This window comes from Geodermatophilus sp. DSM 45219, from assembly GCF_900104025.1.
Taxonomy (GTDB): domain Bacteria; phylum Actinomycetota; class Actinomycetes; order Mycobacteriales; family Geodermatophilaceae; genus Geodermatophilus.
This window is the reverse complement of the sequence record NZ_FNIQ01000004.1, coordinates 476559-497364: the sequence shown is the minus strand read 5'-3', so window position 1 is coordinate 497364 and position 20806 is coordinate 476559. Positions and strand designations below refer to the sequence as shown.

General features: G+C 75.2%; 18 protein-coding genes and 1 tRNA gene. 8 read left to right on the top strand and 11 right to left on the bottom strand.

Annotated elements, in window-relative coordinates; all coding sequences use genetic code 11:
- The first annotated feature begins 25 nt into the window (after positions 1–25).
- Both BLR12_RS15280 and BLR12_RS15275 read left to right on the top strand, forming a co-directional pair.
- The gene (locus BLR12_RS15280; protein WP_091379661.1) at positions 26–2317 is read left to right on the top strand and encodes a putative bifunctional diguanylate cyclase/phosphodiesterase; all 2292 of its coding nucleotides are present in this window, start codon (positions 26–28) and stop codon (positions 2315–2317) included.
- 108 nt (positions 2318–2425) lie between these two features.
- Positions 2426–2644 (top strand): hypothetical protein, encoded by a 219-nt coding sequence (locus BLR12_RS15275; RefSeq protein WP_091379658.1) that lies wholly within the window; start codon positions 2426–2428, stop codon positions 2642–2644.
- 62 nt (positions 2645–2706) lie between these two features.
- Here the strand turns inward: BLR12_RS15275 and nadA are convergent, their stop codons facing one another.
- The 6 genes from nadA to BLR12_RS15250 form a co-directional block, all read right to left on the bottom strand.
- Entirely contained in the window at positions 2707–3738 is a 1032-nt protein-coding gene (gene nadA / locus BLR12_RS15270; protein WP_255363523.1) for a quinolinate synthase NadA, read from the bottom strand.
- Between the two features lie 76 nt (positions 3739–3814).
- The gene (locus BLR12_RS24600) at positions 3815–3991 is read right to left on the bottom strand and encodes a hypothetical protein (protein WP_176832532.1); all 177 of its coding nucleotides are present in this window, start codon (positions 3989–3991) and stop codon (positions 3815–3817) included.
- A 142-nt stretch (positions 3992–4133) separates the two neighbouring features.
- On the bottom strand, positions 4134–5228 hold the full coding sequence (locus tag BLR12_RS15265; RefSeq protein ID WP_091379657.1) for a bifunctional RNase H/acid phosphatase: 1095 nt from the start codon (positions 5226–5228) through the stop codon (positions 4134–4136).
- 103 nt (positions 5229–5331) lie between these two features.
- Positions 5332–6072 (bottom strand): zinc ribbon domain-containing protein, encoded by a 741-nt coding sequence (locus BLR12_RS15260; RefSeq protein ID WP_091379654.1) that lies wholly within the window; start codon positions 6070–6072, stop codon positions 5332–5334.
- Complete coding sequence (locus BLR12_RS15255; RefSeq protein WP_091379652.1) at positions 6069–6929, bottom strand: Nif3-like dinuclear metal center hexameric protein; 861 nt, start codon at positions 6927–6929, stop codon at positions 6069–6071. Before BLR12_RS15255 ends, BLR12_RS15260 begins: the two co-directional genes overlap by 4 nt.
- Positions 6930–7027: 98 nt before the next feature.
- Positions 7028–7510 carry a GNAT family N-acetyltransferase gene (locus BLR12_RS15250; protein ID WP_091379650.1) on the bottom strand — a complete coding sequence of 161 codons (483 nt, stop codon included), beginning with the start codon at positions 7508–7510 and terminating at the stop codon, positions 7028–7030.
- A 25-nt stretch (positions 7511–7535) separates the two neighbouring features.
- Between BLR12_RS15250 and BLR12_RS15245 the strand changes: the two genes are divergently transcribed.
- The 4 genes from BLR12_RS15245 (at position 7536) to BLR12_RS15230 (ending at position 13056) form a co-directional block, all read left to right on the top strand.
- Positions 7536–9518, top strand: coding sequence for an FUSC family protein (locus tag BLR12_RS15245; RefSeq protein WP_091379647.1), 1983 nt, complete (start codon positions 7536–7538; stop codon positions 9516–9518).
- Positions 9519–9547: 29 nt separating this feature from the next.
- Positions 9548–10474 carry an alpha/beta fold hydrolase gene (locus BLR12_RS15240; protein WP_091379644.1) on the top strand — a complete coding sequence of 309 codons (927 nt, stop codon included), beginning with the start codon at positions 9548–9550 and terminating at the stop codon, positions 10472–10474.
- A 99-nt stretch (positions 10475–10573) separates the two neighbouring features.
- Entirely contained in the window at positions 10574–11977 is a 1404-nt protein-coding gene (locus BLR12_RS15235; protein WP_255363522.1) for a WS/DGAT/MGAT family O-acyltransferase, read from the top strand.
- An 80-nt stretch (positions 11978–12057) separates the two neighbouring features.
- Positions 12058–13056, top strand: a complete 999-nt coding sequence (locus BLR12_RS15230) for an NAD-dependent epimerase/dehydratase family protein (RefSeq protein ID WP_091379639.1) — start codon at positions 12058–12060, stop codon at positions 13054–13056.
- A 1-nt stretch (position 13057) separates the two neighbouring features.
- On the opposite strand, the gene BLR12_RS15225 is transcribed toward BLR12_RS15230, so the two are convergent.
- Complete coding sequence (locus BLR12_RS15225) at positions 13058–13972, bottom strand: alpha/beta fold hydrolase (RefSeq protein ID WP_091380029.1); 915 nt, start codon at positions 13970–13972, stop codon at positions 13058–13060.
- A gap of 187 nt (positions 13973–14159) precedes the next feature.
- On the opposite strand from BLR12_RS15225, the gene BLR12_RS15220 reads away from it, so the two are divergent.
- Positions 14160–14951 carry an esterase/lipase family protein gene (locus BLR12_RS15220; protein ID WP_176832531.1) on the top strand — a complete coding sequence of 264 codons (792 nt, stop codon included), beginning with the start codon at positions 14160–14162 and terminating at the stop codon, positions 14949–14951.
- 109 nt (positions 14952–15060) lie between these two features.
- Here BLR12_RS15220 and BLR12_RS15215 read toward each other — a convergent pair.
- The 3 genes from BLR12_RS15215 to BLR12_RS15205 form a co-directional block, all read right to left on the bottom strand.
- A tRNA-Val gene (locus tag BLR12_RS15215) sits at positions 15061–15132 on the bottom strand.
- 40 nt (positions 15133–15172) lie between these two features.
- On the bottom strand, positions 15173–15634 hold the full coding sequence (locus BLR12_RS15210) for a peroxiredoxin (RefSeq protein ID WP_091379637.1): 462 nt from the start codon (positions 15632–15634) through the stop codon (positions 15173–15175).
- A gap of 118 nt (positions 15635–15752) precedes the next feature.
- A complete protein-coding gene (locus BLR12_RS15205; protein WP_012949524.1) occupies positions 15753–16178 on the bottom strand; it encodes a DUF3052 domain-containing protein in 426 nt (141 codons plus the stop codon).
- Between the two features lie 354 nt (positions 16179–16532).
- On the opposite strand from BLR12_RS15205, the gene aceE reads away from it, so the two are divergent.
- Positions 16533–19340 (top strand): pyruvate dehydrogenase (acetyl-transferring), homodimeric type, encoded by a 2808-nt coding sequence (gene aceE / locus BLR12_RS15200; RefSeq protein ID WP_091379635.1) that lies wholly within the window; start codon positions 16533–16535, stop codon positions 19338–19340.
- Between the two features lie 183 nt (positions 19341–19523).
- Here aceE and BLR12_RS15195 read toward each other — a convergent pair whose 3' ends face one another.
- A complete protein-coding gene (locus tag BLR12_RS15195; RefSeq protein ID WP_091379632.1) occupies positions 19524–20723 on the bottom strand; it encodes a M20 metallopeptidase family protein in 1200 nt (399 codons plus the stop codon).
- Positions 20724–20806: the final 83 nt, after the last annotated feature.

Here is a 20806-nt window from a genome sequence, read left to right as displayed (position 1 = left end):
TCGCCGGACGCACGATCACCCTGGCATGACGGTCCGCGTGCGCTCCCGGCTCCTGCCCGGGACACCCTGGTGGGTGGTGCTGGTCGCCGTCCCCCTGCCGCTGACCGCGCTGGCGGCCGTGGTGGTCCTCGGACCGGCCTCGGTCGTGGACGCCGACCGGCTCACCCCGGCCACCGTCGTCCCCGTCCTGGTCCTGCAGGGCGCGTTCTGCGCGCTGCTCGTGTGGCGGGCCCGCACCCTGCCGCAGGAGCGGGTCGTCTGGGGCCGGCTCGCCCTCGCCTCCGTCGTCTTCTCCGCCGCGGTGGTCGCCAGTGGTGTCCTGAGCCTGGCCGACGCCACCCGCGACGTGGCGCCCCTACCCGTGACCTGGGCTCCCGTGCTGACCTTCCCCCTCGTCCACGCCGGCCTGGTCCGGTGGAACCGCTCCAGCGGCCAGCTGGCCGACCCGAACGACATCCTCAACGGCGTCTCGGCCGTGCTCGCCGCCGTGGCCCTCCTGAACATCGCGGTGACACGGGCGGGGTCACCCCTGGCCACTGCGCCGTGGTGGGAGCTGCAGCCCCTGCTCGCCCAGGTCGCCACCGGGTTCGTCCTGCTCGGCACCGTGCTGTCCGTCCTGGGCCTGGCGGCCATGCGGCACGACCCCCGGCCGTGGCTGGTGGCGGCCGCCGTGGGCGTGGGACTGGCCGGGGACGCGGCGACCGTGCTCGGCGGCGGGACGCCCGCCGGGTGGGTCGCGGTGGCCGACCCGGCCGCTGCGGCCCTCCTCGGCCTCGCCGCCGCACTGCGTCCGGCCCGCAGCGCGCCCCGCGCCGCCGACCCGGCGGCGTCGACGATCGGGGCCTTCGTCGTCATCGCGGCGTCGACGGTCGCGTTGTTCATCGAGCGCGGCCCCACCGTCGCAGCCTGCTGCGCTGCCCTGGCCATCATCGGCGCGGGCGTGCGACTGCTCATGAACGTCCGGGAGCTGGCGCTGCTGGCGGTCACCCGCCGCGAGGCCCTCACCGACGAGCTGACCCGTGCGGCCAACCGCCGGGCGGTGCTGCGCCGCGTGCGGGAGCTGGCCGACGAGCAGGTGCCCATGGCGCTGGCCCTGCTGGACCTGGACAAGTTCAAGGAGGTCAACGACGGCCTCGGTCACTCCGCCGGCGACCAGCTGCTCCGGCTGGTGGCCGCACGGCTGCAGCCCCTGCTGCGCAGCGGCGACCTGCTCGGCCGCCTGGGCGGCGACGAGTTCGCCGTCGTCGCACCGCTCGAGGTCGGTGCGCGACCGGACGAGGCCGCCGCCGCGCTGGGCCGGCGGCTGTCCCTGCAGCTCGCCGAGCCCTTCTCCGTCGGCGGCATGTCCGTGCACGTCGCCGCCAGCATCGGGGTGGCCCACCGGGCCGGCGGCGCGCCGCTGCCAGAGGACGGCGGGAGCCCGGTCGAGCTGCTGCTCCAGCAGGCGGACACGGCCATGTACGCCGCCAAGCGCTCCGGCACCGGCGTGGCCGTCTACGACAGCACCCGGCACGCCGAGACCAGCCGCCACCTCGTCCTGGTCGAGGAGCTGCGCACCGCCCTCACCACCGGCCAGCTGGTCCTGCACCACCAGCCGCAGGTCGACGTCGGCACCGGGTGGGTCGTCGGTGTGGAAGCCCTGGTCCGCTGGCAGCACCCGGTCCGCGGCCTGCTCGGCCCGATGGAGTTCCTGCCCCTGGCCGAGGTGCACGGGCTGATGGGTGCGCTCACCGACGAGGTGCTGCGGCAGGCCGTCGCCCAGGCCGCCGCCTGGCGGGCAACCGGCCGCGACCTGCGGGTGTCGGTCAACCTGTCGGCCAGCAACCTGCTCGACACCGACCTGCCCGACCGGCTCGCCGACCTCCTCCGCGGCTCGGGCGTGCCGCCGGAGCAGCTCGTCCTCGAGGTCACCGAGAGCGTGCTGCTCGGCGACCCCGAGCGCAGCCTGGCCGTCGTCGGCCGGCTCGCCGACCTCGGCGTCACCGTCAGCATCGACGACTTCGGGACCGGCTACTCGTCGCTGTCCTACCTGCGCGACCTGCCCGTGGCCGAGCTGAAGCTGGACCGGTCGTTCACCGCGGACCTGCTCACCGACCCGCGCACCGAGGCCATCGTGGCCAGCACGATCGCCCTCGCCCACCGGCTGGGCCTGCGGATCGTCGCCGAGGGGGTCGAGCACGCCGCCACGCTGGCCCACCTGGCCCGGCTCGGCTGCGACGAGAGCCAGGGGTACCTGCACTCGCCGCCGCTGCCGGCCGGCCAGGTGGACGCGTGGCTGGACCGGGAGGGGACGGCGCAGCAGCTGCTGCGGGTGTGACGCGGGACGCACCTGGCGGGCGGGGCGGGTGTGACGGAGGGGTCCACCCTGCGCCGGACACGCCTCACGCCTCCCGCCGCGGCCCGCCGTCCTGCCTAGCGTCGGGGCATGCGCGAGAACCGACTCTCCCCGGTCCGGACCGCCCGCGAGTGCCCCGAGGCCCGCGTCCAGCGGCTGCACCTCATCGCCGCCGCCCGCGCGGCGGCCGTCGCCCCGACGTCCCAGCAGCAGGTGTCCGACATCGTCCGCGTCACCGTGGACGACGAGGTCGACACCAGCACCTTCCGGGCGATCGTCACCGACATCTCCGCCGACGTCCTCCGCTGAGGATCGGCTCCCCTGCAGGGTCCCGCCGCGAGCCTGCGAGTGGCGGGGGCAGGGGGGTCCTTCTACTCGCCGCCGCGGCCGGGCTCCCCGATCGCGATCATCGCCTCGACCGCACGGCGGGCCCGGGCGGCGGTGCCGGGGTCGACGTCCACCGCGCCCTCGCCGGTGCGCAGCGTCTGCAGCAGCTTGGCGGGCGTGATCATCTTCATGTAGCGGCAGGCGGCGCGCTCGTTCATCGGGATGAACTGCGTCCCGCTGTTGAGCGCCCGCAGCTGGTGCAGGATGCCGACCTCGGTGGCCACCAGCACCTGCGGCGCCTTCGTGGTCGCGGCCTGCTCGACCATGCCGCCGGTCGAGAGCACCCGCGTCCGGTCGGCGGGCAGGTCGCCGTGGCTGACCAGGTCGAGCACCGAGGTGGTGCACCCGCACTCGGGGTGCACCAGGATCTCGGCGTCCGGGTGCGCGGCGACCTGCGCGCGGACGTCGGACGGGCTGATGCCGGCGTGCACGTGGCACTCCCCCGCCCACACGTGGACGTCGTCCCGCCCGGTCACCCGCTTGACGTGCGCGCCCAGGAACTGGTCGGGGCAGAAGAGGATCTCCCGGTCCGCGGGGATCGAGCGGACGATGTCGGCCGCGTTCGACGAGGTGCAGCAGATGTCGGTCTCGGCCTTCACCGCCGCGGTGGTGTTCACGTAGCTGACCACGACGGCGCCGGGGTGCTCGGCCTTCCACTCGCGCAGCTGCTCGGCGGTGATCGAGTCGGCCAGCGAGCAGCCGGCGGCGTGGTCGGGCAGCAGCACGGTCTTGTCCGGCGAGAGGATCTTCGCCGTCTCGGCCATGAAGTGGACGCCGCAGAAGACGATCTCGCGGGCGTCGGTCTGCGCCGCGACCCGGGACAGGTACAGCGAGTCCCCGGTGAAGTGGGCGACGTCCTGGATCTCGGGGACCTGGTAGTTGTGCGCCAGGATCACCGCGCCGCGCTCCTCGGCCAGCCGCCGGACCTCGGCCGCCCACGTCTCGTACTCGGCCGGCGAGAGCGTGCGCTCGTCACCGGCGACGGCGGGGGTGGCGGGCGCGATGGTGGCGGTCACGGAGCTCCTCGGCTGGGTGGGGTGCGGCCACATGGTCCCCCGCGCCGGACGGCGGCTGTGGCGCGGGGCACTCGACTCAACACCCGCCGACCCGCACACCTTCCTGCACGCCGGCCGGATCGCGGCGCATCCGGGTCCACGACTCCGGCCCGGCGGGCCCCGGATCGGCACCACGCCCGGTGACGCGGTAGCCGAGGCGCTCGTGCAGGGCCCGGGCGCGCGGGTTGGCGTCCGCAACGCTCAGCTCGGCCACCGGCTGAGCGAGGACGGCGAGGATGCGGTGTGCCGCGTCGAGCAGCGCCGTCCCGGTTCCGTGGCCGCGGCGACCCCGTCCCGGGTCCCGTCGTCCAGCCGGCCGAGCCGGCGGACGTCGTCGTCCGTGGCCGGGCCGGCGGTCACCGCAGGTGGCCGGTGTCGTTGACCAACCGGACGGCGGCCCGCCCGTCGGAGCGCCAGGCGACCGTGCTGAACGACGCGGCCTCCAGGAACACCCGGTGCACGACCTCGTCGGGGACGTCGAGACCGGCGGCGAGCAGCAGCTTGATCGGCGTCACGTGGGCGACGACGAGCACCGTCCTGCCGGCGTGGCCGCGCAGGACGCGGGCCCGGGCGCGGGCGACGCGGTCGCTGACCTGGGTGATCGACTCGCCGCCCGGCGCGGGCACGGTGATGTCCTCGGCGAAGCGGCGGGCGGCCAGCGGGTGCCGCTGGAGCGCCTCGTCGGCGGTGAGCCCCTCGAGGTCGCCGAAGTCCAGCTCGACCAGGTCGTCGTCGTACAGGACCGGGAGGCCGAGGACGGCGCCGACGACCTCGGCGGTCTCGCGGGCGCGGCGCAGCGGTGAGGCCACGATGACGTCGATGCCGAGCTCCTTCGCCCGGACCGCCGCCGCCTCGGCCTCCGCGCGGCCGGTGGCCGACAGCGGCAGCTCGTTGCGGCCGCTGTACCGACGCTCGGGCGTGTGCTCGGTGCGGCCGTGCCGCAGCAGGTGCGTGACGGTGGTGACGGCCGGCGGCCGGGGGGGCACCGGCTGGACGTCGTCGGGCACGGTGGTGGGTTCGGCGGCCAGGTCGCGGTGGACCGGCCGGCCGTCCATCGCGCTGTTGGCCAGCGCGTCGGCCGCGCCGTTCTGCGCGCGCGGCACCCAGGTGTAGCGGACGCTGCCCAGCTGCCGGGCGATCTGTCGGGCCTGCAGCGCCAGCTTCTGCATGTCGGGGTGCTTGACCTTCCAGCGACCCGACATCTGCTCGACGACGAGCTTGGAGTCCATCCGCACCTCGACGTCGGCGGTCGGGTCGAGGTCGAGCGCGGCCTGCAGCCCGGCGACCAGCCCGCCGTACTCGGCGACGTTGTTGGTCGCCCGGCCCACCGACTCCGCCCGCTCGGCGAGCACCGTGCCGGTGGTGGCGTCGCGGACGAGCGCGCCGTAGCCGGCCGGCCCGGGGTTGCCCCGCGAGCCGCCGTCCGCCTCGACCACGAACCGGCGGCTCACAGCGCACCCCGTTCGACTCCGGACTCGATCCGCTCCTCGGTCGCTGTCCCCCGCAAGCGGGAGGTGCCCCCAGCACGCGGCGATGCTCCCTCGCCCCTCGTCTTCACAGCCCGCTCTCCGCCGTCCGGACCAGGATCCGGCCGCAGTTCTCGCACCGCACCACCTCGTGCGGGTCGGCGTTGCGGACGGCGGCCAGCTCGCGGCCGTTCAGCTCGATGCGGCAGCCCTGGCACTGGCGGGCCTTGAGCACCGCGGCGCCGGTGCCACCGGTCTGGGTGCGGACCCGCTCGTAGAGGGCCAGCAGGTCACCCGGGATGCGGGCGGCGGCCTCGGCGCGGGCGGTCTCGTGCTGCGCCGTCCCGTCGGCGATGTCGGCGAGGGCGTCGTCGCGCAGCTGCCGGGCGCGCTCCAGCTCGGCCTGCACCGCCTCGTGGCCCGACCGCGCCCCGGCCAGCGCGGCCTCGGCGGTCTCGAGCTGCTCCATGAGCTCGAGCTCCTGGTCCTCCAGGTCGGACTTGCGCCGGGCCAGTGACTGCATCTCGTGCTGGAGGTCGGTCATCTGCTTGGCGGAGACGCTGCCGGAGTCGAGCAGCCCCTGGTCGCGGGTGACCCGCGCGCGCACCGTCTCGACGTCGCCCTCCAGACGGCCGACCTCCCGCTGCAGGTCGCGCACCCCGGTCTCGGCGCGGACCACGGCGGCGGACAGCTCGCGCTCCCTCTCGGTCGCGGACTCGACGGCGGCGTTCTCGGGGAGGGTGCGCCGGCGGTGGGCCAGCTGCCCGAGGGCGATGTCCTCGGCGGCGAGGGCCAGGAGCTTCTGCTGGTCGAAGTGGTCGGCCTTCACCCGCTCAACCTACCTGCGGGCGGCGGGCTCCCCGGCCGCTCCCGGGTCGCGGCGTGCGCCGTCCACGGGTCGGTGCGCCGCCGGGACACGGCGACCTCGACCCGGCCGGAGAGGTCCCGGGCGAGGGCGTCGGCCGCGACGGGCAGCCAGGGCCACTCGGAGGCGAAGTGCGCGACGTCGCACAGGGCGGGGCCGGGGACCTCCTGGGACTCCGACACCGGGTGGTGCCGCAGGTCGCTGGTGAGCAGGACGTCGGCGCCGGCTGCCGCGGCTGCGGGGAGCAGGGAGCCGCCGCTGCCGCCGCAGACGGCGACGGTCTCGACGCGGCGGGACGGGTCGCCGGCGGCACGGACGCCGCCCACCGTCCCGGGCAGGGCCGCGGCGACGAGCTCGACGAACCCCGCGAGGGGAACCGGCTCGGCGAGGCGACCGATCCGGCCGAGCCCGGCGCGGGCGTCGGTGGGCACCGGCTGGAGCGGGGCGGTGCCCTGCAGTCCGAGGGCGTCGGCGAGGGCGTCGTTGACACCGGTGCCGGGCGCCCGGTCGGCGTTGGTGTGCGCGACGAACAGGCCCGCGCCGTGCCGGACGAGCCGGTGCACGAGGCGGCCCTTGGGGTCGTCGGCCGGCACGCCGTGGACGGCGGTGAGGAACAGCGGGTGGTGGGTGACCAGCAGCTGCGCGCCGGTCCCCACCACTTCGTCGACGACAGCGGCCACCGGGTCGACGGCGAACAGCACACGCGCAACCGGCTCGTCGGGGTCGCCGCAGACCAGCCCGACGGCGTCCCAGTCCTCGGCCAGCGCCGGGTCGTAGCGCGCCTCGAGAGCGGCGACGACCTCCCCGAGTGTCACGGTCACCGCGGCAGCGTAGGCAGGCCGACCCGCCGCGAGATCGACGATCTCGTGGCGATCAGCGGCTGATGGCCACGACAACGTCGATCTCGCCACATCCGGCGCTACACCGGGCGCGCCATCACGACGCGTCGGCCGTGCCGGGCGAGCCGCAGCTCCACCTCGCTCGCGACCAGCTCCCGCAGCGACGGGCCGAGGTCGTCGGTCACCGCCCACCCGCGCCTCGCGTAGAACGGCGCGTTCCACGGCACGTCGGCGTAGGTCAGCAGCGTGACGCGGCGGGCACCGGCCGATCGGGCGAGGTCCACGGCGGCGGTGAGCAGCGCAGTCCCGGAGCCACGCCGCATCGCCGACGGGTGCACCGAGAGCTGCTCGAGGTGCACGTCGCCGTCCACCCGCTCGAGGACGGCGAAGCCCGCCACCGGCCGCCCCACGACCAGCACCCGCCAGGCCTCCGCACGCGACGCCGCGGGCGGCAGGTCGAGCACGCCCAGCGACCGGAACAGCTCGTCGGCCGCGTCCTCGACGGCCGGCAGCGCCCGCAGGTCGTCGGCCGAGGCGACCCGCACGGCAGCGACGTCGGTCACGCCACCAGCATCCCGGAGCGGCGGGGTGGAAAGCTCGGGCACCGTGGTGGAGCGGGGGTTGCGTGCACCGGCCTGGCTCGAGGAGCTGGTGCGCACGACGCCTCCCCCGGTGCCCTGGCGGGACGTCGTCCGCTTCGCCGTGACGGTGCCCGCGCCGCTGGCCGTGGCGGTCGCCGTCGAGGGCGGGATCGACCCGGGGCCGGTGCTCGGCGCCGGCGTCTTCGCCACCACCGGCGCGCTCGCGGGCAGCCTCGCCCCGCAGGGCGGGCCGCTGCGCGACCGGCTGCGCCGCACCGCCGCGGCGACCCTCTTCGGCGGCATCGGGCTGCTCGTCGGCCAGTTCGCCTCCGGCGGTGGCTGGCTGCCGGTCGTGGTCATCGCGCTCGCCGCCGCACTGGCCGCGTTCGTCAGCGCGGTCAACGCCGCCCTGTCCCTCGGCGCGCTGCAGCTGCTCGTCTACACCGCGCTGGCCTCCGGGCTGGTGACCCCGCTGTCCCCCGCCGCCGAGGTCGGCTGCTTCGTCGCCGGCGCGGCCTGGGCCACGCTGACCACGCTGGTGCAGTACGCCACCGAGCCCAGCGACCCCGACCGGACGGCGGTCGCGACCGTCTTCACCCGCATCGGGGAGCTGCTCGCCGCGGCCGGGACACCCCGGGCCGAGGAGGCCCGCCGGGAGCTGACCACCGCGCTCAACGACGCCTACGACCGGGTCATCCGCTCGCGCAGCCGCACCGCCGGCCGCAGCCGCGAGCTCTCCGAGCTGGCCGGGATCCTCAACGCGGCCGCCCCGCTGGTCGAGGGCACGGTCGCCACCGCCCGCGCCGGGGTGCCCGCCGACCCGCAGGACGTCGGCGCCGTCCACGCGCTCGCCGCCGCGGTCACCGGCACGCGACCCCTCCCCGACGAGCGGCCCGAGCACCTGGAGCAGGGCGCGCCCACCCGGCGGGCGGTGCGCCACGGGCTGCGCCTGGCGTGGAACGTCGTCGGCGACCCCCAGGAACGGGCCGGCGCCGCGGTGCCCCCGCTGCGGCCGGACTGGCGGTCCCGGCTGCGCGAGCTCTCCGACCGCACCCTCGGCAGCGCCGACACCCGTGGGTTCGCCGTCCGGCTGGCGCTGTGCATGACGATCGCCGAGATCGCCCGCCAGTACCTGCCCATCGAGCGGCCCTACTGGGTGCTGCTCACCGTCGCGATCGTGCTCAAGCCCGACTTCGGCTCGGTGTTCACCCGTGCGGTCCAGCGCGGCGCGGGCACGCTGGTCGGCGTCCTCATCGGCTCGCTGCTGCTGTCGGTGCTGCCGCGCAACGGCTGGGTGATCGTCGCGATGGCCGGCGCCGCGGCGCTGCTCCCGTGGGGCCGCGCGGCCAACTTCGGGCTGTTCTCCGTCTTCCAGACCCCGGTGGTCATCCTGCTGCTCGACCTCGCCCTGCCCGGCGGGCCGGGCCTGGTCGGCGCGCGGCTGCTCGACACCCTCATCGGCTGCGCGATCGTGCTGGTCTTCGGCTACCTGCTGTGGCCGCAGACCTGGCGGGCACCGCTGGACGAGGCCCTGCGCGACGCCGCGCACGCGCTCGACGAGTTCGTCGAGGCCGCCTTCACCGGCAGCCCCGCCGAGCGGCGCCGTGCCCGCCGCCGCAGCTACCGGGCGCTCACCGAGCTGCACACCCAGCTGCAGCGCCGGCTCGCCGAGCCGCCGCCGGTCAGCACCCGTGCCGCCGCCTTCTGGCCGGTCATCGTGCAGCTGGAGCGGACGTCGGACGCCGTCACCGAGGCCGTCATCGCCACCCGGCACGGCGAACCCGCGCCGGACCTCGCCCAGGTCGCGGTGCTGCGCCGGGCCATCCGCGAGCTGGAGGAGGACATCCGCGCCCACCGGGCGCCGGACGACGCCGAGATCCACGCCGACGGCGTCCTCGCGCCGGTCGCCCGCGAGGTGGACGCCGCCCGCCGGCTGGTCCGCGACGCCGCGCCCGGCCGCCGTCCCGGCACGGCCGTCGCCGACGAGTGACCCGACGGCGTCCGGGCGAGGATGGCGGGGTGGCATCCCGAGAGCTCACCGTCCGCACCGACGACAGCGTCGACCTGCACGTGGAGGTCGACGGGGACGAGCGCGCCCCGCTCACCGTCGTCCTCAGCCACGGCTTCACCGCCCGGCTCGGCGAGTGGGACCTGCAACGGCAGGCCCTGCGGTCCCGCGCCCGGCTGGTGCTGTGGGACCAGCGCGGGCACGGCCGCTCGGGCTGGACGCCGCTGACCCGGGCCACCATCGACCGCACCGGCCGCGACCTGGGCCAGGTGCTCGACGCCGTCGTGCCCGAGGGTCCGGTCGTGCTGGCCGGCCACTCGATGGGCGGGATGAGCGTCATGGCGCTGGCCCGCCAGCGGCCCGAGCTGTTCGGCACCCGCGTCGCCGGCGTGTTCCTGCTGGCCACCTCGGCCGGTGGGCTGGCCAGCCACGGGGTCGTCGGCCTCACCGTCCGGATCCTGCGCCGGCTGCACCTGCTGCCGCTCTACCTCTGGCTGCTGCAGGCGCTCGCCCCGACCCTGGAGCGCCACCGGAAGCGGGGCACCCGGATCGGCCGGCTCTACATCCGGCGGTACCTCTTCGGGCGGGACGACGCGGCGCCGGACGACGTCCGCAGGGTGCAGGACCTGCTCGAGCAGACGCCGCTGCCGGTGACCATGGCGTTCTACGCCACCTTCCTCGACCACGACGAGTCCGCGGCGCTGCCGGTGATCGCCCGCGTACCGGTCACCGTCGTCGCCGCCACGCACGACCGGCTCACCCCCGTGGGACACGGCCGGCGGCTGGCCGAGGAGATCGGGGCGGCGGCCGAGCTGGTCGTCGTCGACGGCGCCGGGCACAGCGTCAACCTGACCCGCACCGCGGTCGTGGACGCGGCGTTCCTGCGGCTGCTGGACCGCGTCGAGGCCGCGCTGCCAGACGCGCGCCGCACCGGGTGACCCAGCGGTGGACGTGACCGGCACCACGTGGTCGGGTAGGGGCGGCACGGCGACCCGTCAGGAGCGACGGGGGCACGGAGGGAGCTGATCGTGGACCGCATGAGTCCGACCGACGCCGGGTTCTTCTACGCCGAGAGCGAGAACACGCCGTTGCACGTGGGCTCGGTGGCCGTGTTCGAGGGACCGGCCCCCTCCTACGGCGACGTGGTGCGGCTGCTGCTCAGCAAGCTGCCGCTGGTCCCCCGCTACCGGCAGCGGGTGCGCACCGTGCCGCTGAACCTGGGCCGGCCGCTGTGGGTCGACGACCCGCACTTCCAGATCCTGTACCACGTCCGGCACACCGCGGTGCCGACCCCGGGCGGTGAGGAGCAGCTGCGCAACCTGGCCGGCCGCGTCCTCGGCCAGCGCCTGGACCTGGCCAAGCCGCTGTGGGAGCTCTGGCTGGTCGAGGGCCTCGAGGACGGGCGGTGGGGGCTGATCTCCAAGGTGCACCACTGCATGGTCGACGGCATCGCCGGCACCGACCTGATGCAGCTGATGTTCGACCTGACCCCCGACGCCACGCACAGCGACCCGCAGGACTGGACGCCGCAGCGCAGCCCGTCGTCCGTCGAGGTCGTCGCCGGCGCCGTGCAGGACGCCGTCACCCACCCGCTGCGCGAGCTGACCCGGCTGTCCGGCACGGAGGGCGTGAAGGGCGCCGGCCGCAGCGTCGTGCAGCTCGGCCGGTCACTGGGCGCCACCATGCCCAGGACGGCGCGCAAGCTGGCCACTCCGACCGCCCGCTCGCTCAACGGGCCGATCGGCCCGCACCGGCGCTGGGCCTGGGCCGACGCCGACTTCCAGGACCTGCGCCAGGTCCGGACGGCGTTCGGCGGCACCGTCAACGACGTCGTGCTGGCCGCCATCACGCGCGGCTTCCGCGACCTGCTGGAGCGGCGCGGCTCGCTGCGCGAGGGGCTGGTCGTCCGCTCGATGGTCCCGGTCTCGGTGCGCCAGCCCGGCCAGCGCGGGCAGCTGGACAACCAGATCTCCGCGGTCTTCGTCGACCTGCCCGTCAGCGAGCCCGACCCGGTCGCCCGGCTGACCTCCATCCGCCGGCAGATGAACGAGCACAAGAAGCTGCTGCAGACGGTCGACGCGCGCTCGATCATCGCGATGGGCGACTTCGTGGCCCCCACGCTGCTCGCCCTGGGCGTGCGCGCGGCCGTGGCCGCCTCCAACCTCTGGTACCAGGCCGTGACCACGAACGTCCCCGGGCCGCGCGTGCCGCTGTACGTGCTGGGCCGCCGCATGGAGTCCGCCCACGCCTACGTGCCGATCGCCGGCGGCACCCGGGTGTCGATCGGGATCTTCTCCTACCTCGGCACCATGACCTTCGGGATCAACGCCGACTTCGACGCCTTCCCCGACGTCGACGTCCTCTCCCGCGGGATCTGCACGGGCGTGGGCGAGCTGCTCGAGGCGGCGCGGGCGGCGACCCCCTCCGCCGCCGCCACCTGAAGGAGGACCCCGTCCTCCCCACCCTTCGCAGGCTCAGGGCGGGACCCGGGACGGGGCCAGCGAGTTGGGAGACCAAGAGGTTGCCCGTCCCTGAACCCGATCTGACCGTCGCCGTCACCGGTCCCACGGGGACCTTCGGCGCGGGGCTGGTCCCGCTCCTGCAGGCCGACGACCGGGTGGAGCGGATCGTCGGCATCGCCCGCCGTCCGTTCGACCCCGCCGAGCGGGGCTGGACCAAGATGGAGTACCGGCGCGGGGACGTCCGCGACCCGAGCGCCCTGCAGGAGGCCTTCGCCGGCGCCGACGTCGTGGTGCACCTGGCGTTCCTGATCACCGGTAACGCCTCCCGCGAGACCACCCGGGCGATCAACGTCGACGGCACGCTCAACGTCTTCCGCGCCGCGGCGGCCGCCGGCGCCCGACGCTTCGTCTACGCCTCGTCGGTCGCCGCCTACGGCTGGCACCCCGACAACCCGGAGCGGATCACCGAGGACTGGCCGGTGCGCCCGGCCTCCCGGCTGTTCTACGCCCAGGAGAAGGCCGAGGTCGAGCAGCTGCTGGACGCCGAGACCGCCACCGCCCCGGGCCTCGCGCTGTACCTGCTGCGCCCGCCGATCGTGCTCGGCCCGAACGCGGTCGGCGCCAAGGACGTGCTGCCCGGACCGCTGGCGCCCCTCGGCCGCCGGCTGTTCGGCCGCCCGCGGCGGCTGCCGGTCACCGTCCCGCTGGTCACGCCCGAGCTGCAGCTGCAGGTCGTGCACGAGGACGACGTCGGCCGCGCGCTGCAGCTGTGCGTCGTCGGCGCCGGCCCGCCCGGGGCCTACAACATCGCCGGGGACGGCGTGCTGAACCTGGCCGACGTGGCCCGGGAGTTCGGCGCGCTGCCCATCCCGGTGCCCGCCGCACCCGCCCAGCTGGCCGCCCGCGCGGTGGCCCGGCTGCCGTTCCTGCCGCCGGTCGCCGAGTGGGTGGAGGCGGCCAGCCGCCCGGTGATCATGGACACCACGAAGGCCGAGCAGCAGTTGGGCTGGCGCCCGCGCCACACCGGCTGGGAGGCGCTGCGCGCGACCCTGCGCTGAGCTACGGCGTCCGGGTCACCGACGACAGCCAGCCCAGGACGTGCTCGGCCAGCAGCTCCGGGCACTGCAGCTGCGGCACGTGCCCGACACCGGGGAGCTCCACGTAGCGCCAGTCGGGGTGCCGCCGGGCGACGTCGCGGGCGACCGAGACGGGCACCAGGCGGTCGCGCTCGCCGTGCACCAGCAGCACCGGGACGGCGATGCCCGCCATCGCCCGGCGCAGCAGCCGCGGGTCGGCCAGCAGCAGGAGCAGCGAGCGGGCCGCGGTGAGGAACGCCCGGTCCATGCTGGCCACGTCGCGCCGCCCGTCGACCAGGGCGACCGAGCGGTCGATCAGCTCCGGCGGGACGGCGTCGGGGTCGACGCCGCACAGCTGGAGCATCTCGCGGACCGTGCCGCGTGCGCCGAGCCGGCGGCGCCGGGTGGCCAGGTAGCGCTGCCCCGCGCCGGGCAGGGCGTAGAGCGCGAACGCCGCCGCGACCCGGGGGTCGGGGCGCCCTCGTGGGCCGGGCAGCGCCGCGTCCAGCAGCACCAGGCCGCTCACCTCGGCCGGCGAGCGCTGGGCCTCCAGCACGGAGATCATCCCGCCCATCGAGTTGCCCACCAGCACCACCGGGCCGCCGGTCACCTCGCGGATGAAGCGGTCGAGCACCAGCACGTTGTCCCGAACGTTCGCGGTCCGCTCCCCCGGCTCGCTGCGGCCGAAGCCGGGGAGGTCCAGGGCGTGCACCCGCGCGTGCGGGGTCAGCAGCGGCGCGAACAGGTCCCAGTTGAGGTGCGAGCCGCCCAGCCCGTGCACCAGGACGACGGTCGGCCCGTCCTCCCGGCCACCGAAGTCGACGTGGTGCACCGGGCCGTCGATGTCCACGGTGCGGGTGCGGCCGGGGTCGCTCCCGGCGCGGGTGTCGGCGTCCATGCCGGTACGGAACCACGCCCGGCGCACCGCCCCACCTCCGGGTGGGACGGCCGGGAATGTGTCACACACCACAGTCAGACTGCCGATGTACACCGCAGGCGACGTCCCGGGGCGTGTCGGGGACGTCGCCCCGTGGGTACCGCGGCGCACCAGCCGCCCACGACGGCCGGCTGACGAGGAGGACGACGTGACGCGAGGCGATGGACCGGCGCTGCCCCTCTACCTGAGCGAGCCGGGGCGGGCGGTGGCCGACTTCGGGCTGTACCTGGCTGCCCGCCCGCTGATGCCGCGGCTGCCGCACGGCGACGGGCACCCGGTGCTCGTGCTGCCGGGGCTGCTGGCCGACGACACGTCGACGCGGGTGCTGCGTGCGACGCTGCGCCGGCTGGGCTACCGCGTCCACGGCTGGCGGCTGGGCCGCAACATCGGCCCGACCGCCGCCTGCGTGGCGGGGATGCGCGACCGCGTCGACGACCTCAGCGACCGCTACGGCCGACCCCTGTCGCTGGTCGGCTGGAGCCTGGGCGGCATCTTCGCCCGCGACCTGGCCCGCCGGACGCCGGACTCGGTGCGCCAGGTGGTCACCCTGGGCAGCCCGTTCCGGATGACCCGGCACAGCCAGAGCCGCGCGAGCCGCGCCTTCGACCGCTACTCGCACCTGCACGTCGAGCACCGCTCGCTGCCGCTGGAGGCCGACGGCTCGCCGCTGCCCGTGCCCACCACGTCGATCTACTCGCACTACGACGGCATCGTGCACTGGCAGACCTGCCTGGAGACCCCCGGCGAGCGCTCGGAGAACATCGCGGTGGTGGCCAGCCACCTGGGCATCGGCCACCACCCGGCCGCGCTGTGGGCCATCGCCGATCGGCTGGCCCAGCCCGCAGGCACCTGGGCGCCGTTCCGACCGCCGGCGTTCCTGCGCCCGGCGTTCCCGCGGCCCGACGTCCCCGGCCCGCTCGCGGACGTCGCGGCGGCCTGAGGACGACGACCCCGCAGCGAGTGGCGGGGTGCAGTCGTCACCGCCGGGCGGAAGTGACCGCGACTCCCCACTCGACGGGCTCCGACGGTTGCCGGCCGGTCACGGGGGGTGGGCGCGGCCGGGATCGAACCGGCGACCGCTCGCTTGTAAGGCGAGAGCTCTCCCGCTGAGCTACGCGCCCCGCGCGCCCAGGGTAGGTGCCCGGGCGCGCGGTCTCCTGCTCAGGCGGCGAGAGCGGCCACGGCGTCCTTCCAGCCGGACTGCACCCGGGCGTCGCCGGGGCCGTTGACCTCGGTGAACGCGATCCGGCCCTCGGCGTCGACGAGGAAGGTGCCGCGCACGGCCATGCCGGCCTTCTCGTGGAAGACGCCGTAGGCCTGCGCGACCTCGCCGTGCGGCCAGAAGTCCGACAGCAGCGCGAAGTCGAAGCCCTCCTGCGCCTTCCACGCCTTGAGGGCCGGGGCCGGGTCGGTGCTCACGGCCAGCACGCGGACGCCCGCGTCGGTGTAGGTCGAGAGCTCGTCGCGCAGCTGGCACAGCTCGCCGGTGCAGATCCCGGAGAAGGCGAACGGGTAGAAGACCAGCAGGACCGGCGTCCCGCGCAGGTCCGCCAGCGAGACGACCTGGCGGTCCTGGTCGGGCAGGCTGAACTCGGGGGCGGTGTCACCGACGGAGAGGCTCATGCGCCCGATCGTGCCGCACGGAGGTGACGCGCTGGAACTGCCCCCGGTGACGTGCTGGAACGGCCCCCTCGCAGGGGCCCGCGCCGAGCCTGCGAGGCGTGGGGGGCGAGGGGGGCCTTCACCGGCGGCTGCGGGCCGCCTTTGGGGTGACCAGACGGATGCCGGACCAGTCCTTGGCCGCCGAGACGCTGCTGGTCTGGCTCAGCCCGGCGGTGGGCGCGACCTCGGTGACGTCGCCGGGCTCGACGTGGCCCGGCCGGCCCGACTTGGGGACCAGCAGCCAGACGACGCCGTCGTCGGCCAGCGAGGTGATCGCGTCGGTCAGCGCGTCGAACAGGTCGCCGTCGTCCTCACGCCACCACAGCAGGACGACGTCGGCCACCTCGTCGGTGTCCTCGTCGACCATCTCGCTGCCACTGACCTCGACGATGGAGTCCCGCAGGTCCTCGTCGGCGTCCTCGTCCCAGCCGAGCTCCTGCACGACCATGCCCGGCTTGATGCCCAGCCGGGCCGCCATGCTGGCGCTGCCCGAGTCGACGCTCATCCCTGCTGTTCCTCCATGGGTTTCGATGCTGCTGACCGGGAGGCACGGTCGTGCCCGCGCCGGTGGGGTGTCGTAGGAGTGGGTCGGGCGGCCGGGTGCGCGGGGTGCGGCGGACGGCTGCGGGGCAGGGCACGCCGAGCGGGAGCGTTCCCCCGCAGCCCGGCCATGTCACCCCGTCCCGTCCGCACCGGTCCTCCCCGCCCCGGGTCGTCCGGGGGCGCCTGCCGGCGATGGCGGAAGCGTAGGGCATGCCTGGTGAGGTGCAACCGCTCGAAGTGCGATCCGGGCGGCCGCCGTCCCGACAGGTGGGCGGTGCGCGTGACGCGCACCCCACCCGCGGGGGACGATGTGCCCATGAGCGCTCCGCAGCAGCCGGGCGGCGATCCCGCCCGCGACGCCGACACGGCCCGGGCCCGCGCGGTCATCACCGACGGGCTCCCCAGTCAGCTGGTCGACACCGATCCCGACGAGACCGGCGAGTGGTTGGAATCGCTGGACGCCGTCGTCGACCACGCCGGTCGCGGCCGCGCCCGCTACCTGATGCTCCGCATGCTGGAGCGCAGCCGCCAGCAGCAGGTGGGCGTGCCCGGCCTGCGCAGCACCGACTACATCAACACCATCCCGCCGGAGCGGGAGCCGTGGTTCCCCGGCGACGAGGACGTCGAGCGCCGGATCCGCGCCTACATCCGGTGGAACGCCGCGATCATGGTCCACCGCGCGCAGCGGCCGGGGATCGGCGTCGGGGGCCACATCTCCTCCTACGCCTCCTCGGCGTCCCTGTACGAGGTCGGCTTCAACCACTTCTTCCGCGGCAAGGACCACCCCGGCGGCGGCGACCAGATCTGGTTCCAGGGCCACGCCTCCCCCGGCATCTACGCCCGCGCCTTCCTCGAGGGCCGGCTGACCGAGCAGCAGCTGGACGGCTTCCGCCAGGAGGTCAGCCACCCGGGCGGGGGCCTGTCGAGCTACCCGCACCCGCGGTTGATGCCGGAGTTCTGGGAGTTCCCCACCGTCTCGATGGGTCTCGGCCCGATGAACGCGGTCTACCAGGCACGGTTCAACCGCTACCTGCACGCGCGCGGCATCAAGGACACCTCCGACCAGCACGTGTGGGCGTTCCTCGGCGACGGCGAGATGGACGAGCCCGAGTCGCTCGGCGTGATCGGTCTGGCCGCCCGCGAGGAGCTGGACAACCTCACCTTCGTCATCAACTGCAACCTGCAGCGGCTCGACGGCCCCGTGCGGGGCAACGGCAAGGTCATCCAGGAGCTGGAGAGCTTCTTCCGCGGCGCCGGCTGGAACGTCGTCAAGGTGATCTGGGGCCGGGAGTGGGACCCGCTGCTGGCCGCCGACCGCGACGGCGCGCTGGTCAACCTGATGAACCAGACGCCGGACGGCGACTACCAGACCTACAAGGCGGAGGACGGCGCCTTCGTCCGCGAGCACTTCTTCGGCCGTGACACGCGCACCCGCAAGCTCGTGGAGAACATGAGCGACAAGGAGATCTGGAACCTCTCCCGCGGCGGGCACGACTACCGCAAGGTCTTCGCGGCGTTCAAGGCGGCGGTGGAGCACAAGGGCCAGCCCACGGTCATCCTCGCCAAGACCATCAAGGGCTGGACGCTGGGCAGCCACTTCGAGGGCCGCAACTCCACGCACCAGATGAAGAAGCTGACCGCCGAGGACCTCGCCGCGTTCCGGGACCGGCTCTACCTGCCCATCCCCGACGAGCAGCTCGACAAGACCCTGCCGCCGTACTACAAGCCCGACCCCGACTCCGACGAGATGCAGTACATGCTCGATCGGCGCCGGCAGCTGGGCGGCGCGGTGCCCCGGCGCCGGTCGGAGTTCAAGACGCTCAAGGCGCCCGAGGACAAGGCCCTCGACGTCCTCCGGCGCGGCTCGGGCAAGCAGGAGGTCGCCACCACGATGGCGTTCGTCCGCCTGCTCAAGGAGCTGCTCAAGGACAAGGAGCTCGGCCCGCGCTTCGTGCCGATCATCCCGGACGAGGCCCGCACGTTCGGGATGGACTCCCTCTTCCCGTCGCAGAAGATCTACAACCCGGCCGGCCAGCGCTACACCTCGGTCGACCGCGAGCTGATGCTGGCCTACAAGGAGTCCGAGCAGGGCCAGATCCTGCACGAGGGCATCAACGAGGCCGGCTCCACGGCGTCGTTCACCGCCGTCGGCACCTCGTACGCCACGCACGGCGAGCCGATGATCCCGATCTACATCTTCTACTCGATGTTCGGGTTCCAGCGGACCGGCGACTCGTTCTGGGCGGCCGCCGACCAGATGACCCGCGGCTTCGTCCTCGGCGCCACCGCCGGCCGGACGACGCTCAACGGCGAGGGCCTCCAGCACGAGGACGGCCACTCGCTGCTGCTGGCGCACACCAACCCGGCCGTCGTCTGCTACGACCCCGCGTTCTCCTACGAGGTCGGGCACATCACCAAGGACGCCCTGGCCCGCATGTACGGCGACGACCCGGGCGCCCCGCTGGGCGGCCACCGCTCGCCCGACGTCATGTACTACCTGACGATCTACAACGAGCCGTTCCAGCAGCCGGCCGAGCCCGAGGACCTCGACGTGCAGGGCCTGCTGGCCGGCATGTACCGGTACGCGCAGGGCTCCGGTGGCGGCAAGAAGGCGCAGGTGCTGGCCTCGGGCGTCGCGGTGCCGTGGGCCCTGCGAGCGCAGGAGCTGCTCGCGCAGGACTGGGACGTGTCGGCCGACGTGTGGTCGGTGACGTCGTGGAACGAGCTGCGGCGGCAGGCCGACGCGGTCGAGGAGCACAACCTGCTGCACCCGGAGGAGGAGCCTCAGACGCCGTTCGTCACCCAGAAGCTGGCCGACGCCGAGGGTCCGGTCGTGGCGGTGTCGGACTGGATGCGCGCGGTGCCCGACCTGATCGCGCCCTACGTCCCCGGCGGGATGTCGACGCTGGGCACCGACGGGTTCGGCCTCTCCGACACCCGCCCGGCGCTGCGCCGGCACTTCCACGTCGACGCCGAGTCGGTCGTCGTCCGGGTGCTGGCCTCGCTGGCCGACCGCGGCGAGGTCGAGCGCGACGTCGTCCGCCAGGCGGTGGAGAAGTACCAGATCCGCGACGTGCAGGCCGCGCCCGCGGAAGAGCGGTCGGACCCCAGCCCCGCCACCTGAGCGGGACCGGGACACCTCCCCGCCGCCGCCGACGACCGCTGCGTGGTGGCCGTCGGCGGCGGCGGGGTGCCGTACGCCCGCCCCTCGCGAGTTCCCGCCCGGCGTGCCCACGGGCACGGCGGCGCGGGCGGCACCCCCTCCCGGGCCTGCGCGGCCGAGGTGCCGGCCCGGTCCGGCCGGCGCTCAGGCCAGGGCGTCCAGCGCCATCGCGGCGTACAGCGCGGCCCCGGCCGGCAGCGCCGCCTCGTCGAAGACCACCAGGTTCGAGTGGTTGCCGGCCGCCGTCGCGGGGTCGGCCCCCGGCGGGCAGGCGCCCAGGAACGCCATCGCGCCGGGCACCCGGTGCAGCACGTAGGCGAAGTCCTCGGCGCCCATCAACGGCTCGTCCGCGGCCACGCTGCGCTCCCGCCCGAGCAGCTCGCCGGCGAGCTCCCGTACCCGGGCGGCCACCCCCGGGTCGTTGGTGGTGACCGGGTAGCCCTCCCGGTGGACGAAGCCGACCTCCATGCCGTGCGCGGCGGCCACGTGGGTGGCCACCCGGCGCACCGAGGCGACGACGTCGGCCCGGCGCTCCGGCGACAGGGTCCGGATCGTGCCCTGCAGGTAGGCGGTGTCGGGGATGACGTTGTCGGTGGAGCCGGCGGCCAGGTTCGCCACGGTCACCACCGCGGGGTCGAACACCGGCACGCGGCGGGTGACCATCGACTGCAGCGCCAGCACGATCTCCGCGGCGACCGGCACCGGGTCGGCGGCGGCGTGCGGCATCGAGGCGTGCCCGCCCCGGCCGCGCACGGTCACCTCCCAGTGGTCGGCGGCGGCCATCATCGGGCCCGGCCGCACGCTGACCACCCCGCTGGGCTGGTTGGCGAAGACGTGCAGCGCGAACGCCCCCGCGACCGGCGCCTCGGGGACGGCGTCCAGCAGGCCCTCCTCGAGCATGTACCGCGCCCCGTGGAAGCCCTCCTCGCCCGGCTGCAGCATGAGCACCACCTGGCCGGCGATCTCGTCCCGCCGCTCGGCCAGCAGGCGCGCGGCGCCCAGCAGCATCGCGACGTGCAGGTCGTGCCCGCAGGCGTGCATCGCGCCGGGCACCTCGGAGGTGAACGGCAGGCCGGTGTCCTCCTGCACCGGCAGCGCGTCCATGTCGGCGCGCAGCAGGTAGGTCGGGCCCGGGCGGGCGCCGCGGAGGACGCCGACCAGCGAGGTCGTGCTCGTCCCCGCCGACAGCTCGACCGGCAGCGCGGCCAGCTCGTCGGCCACGGTGGCCTGCGTGCGCGGCAGCTGCAGGCCGATCTCGGGGTGCCGGTGCAGCCGCCGGCGCAGGTCCACGGTGCGGTCGGCGTCGGCTCGGGCGGCGGCCAGCAGGTCGGCGGGGATCGGCATGCGGCCCACTCTCCCCCAGGGGCAACCAGCGGGCCCAGGCCGGCCGGGTCGGCCCGCCGGCGACGATCACGGACCTGCGGTGG

Excerpts from the sequence above, each read along its gene's own strand:
- BLR12_RS15280 (WP_091379661.1), top strand. The coding sequence starts at position 26 with ATGACGGTCCGCGTGCGCTCCCGGCTCCTGCCCGGGACACCCTGGTGG.
- BLR12_RS15275 (WP_091379658.1), top strand. The coding sequence starts at position 2,426 with ATGCGCGAGAACCGACTCTCCCCGGTCCGGACCGCCCGCGAGTGCCCC.
- BLR12_RS15235 (WP_255363522.1), top strand. The coding sequence starts at position 10,574 with ATGAGTCCGACCGACGCCGGGTTCTTCTACGCCGAGAGCGAGAACACG.
- BLR12_RS15225 (WP_091380029.1), bottom strand. The coding sequence starts at position 13,972 with ATGGACGCCGACACCCGCGCCGGGAGCGACCCCGGCCGCACCCGCACC.
- BLR12_RS15210 (WP_091379637.1), bottom strand. The coding sequence starts at position 15,634 with ATGAGCCTCTCCGTCGGTGACACCGCCCCCGAGTTCAGCCTGCCCGAC.
- BLR12_RS15205 (WP_012949524.1), bottom strand. The coding sequence starts at position 16,178 with ATGAGCGTCGACTCGGGCAGCGCCAGCATGGCGGCCCGGCTGGGCATC.
- aceE (WP_091379635.1), top strand. The coding sequence starts at position 16,533 with ATGAGCGCTCCGCAGCAGCCGGGCGGCGATCCCGCCCGCGACGCCGAC.
- BLR12_RS15195 (WP_091379632.1), bottom strand. The coding sequence starts at position 20,723 with ATGCCGATCCCCGCCGACCTGCTGGCCGCCGCCCGAGCCGACGCCGAC.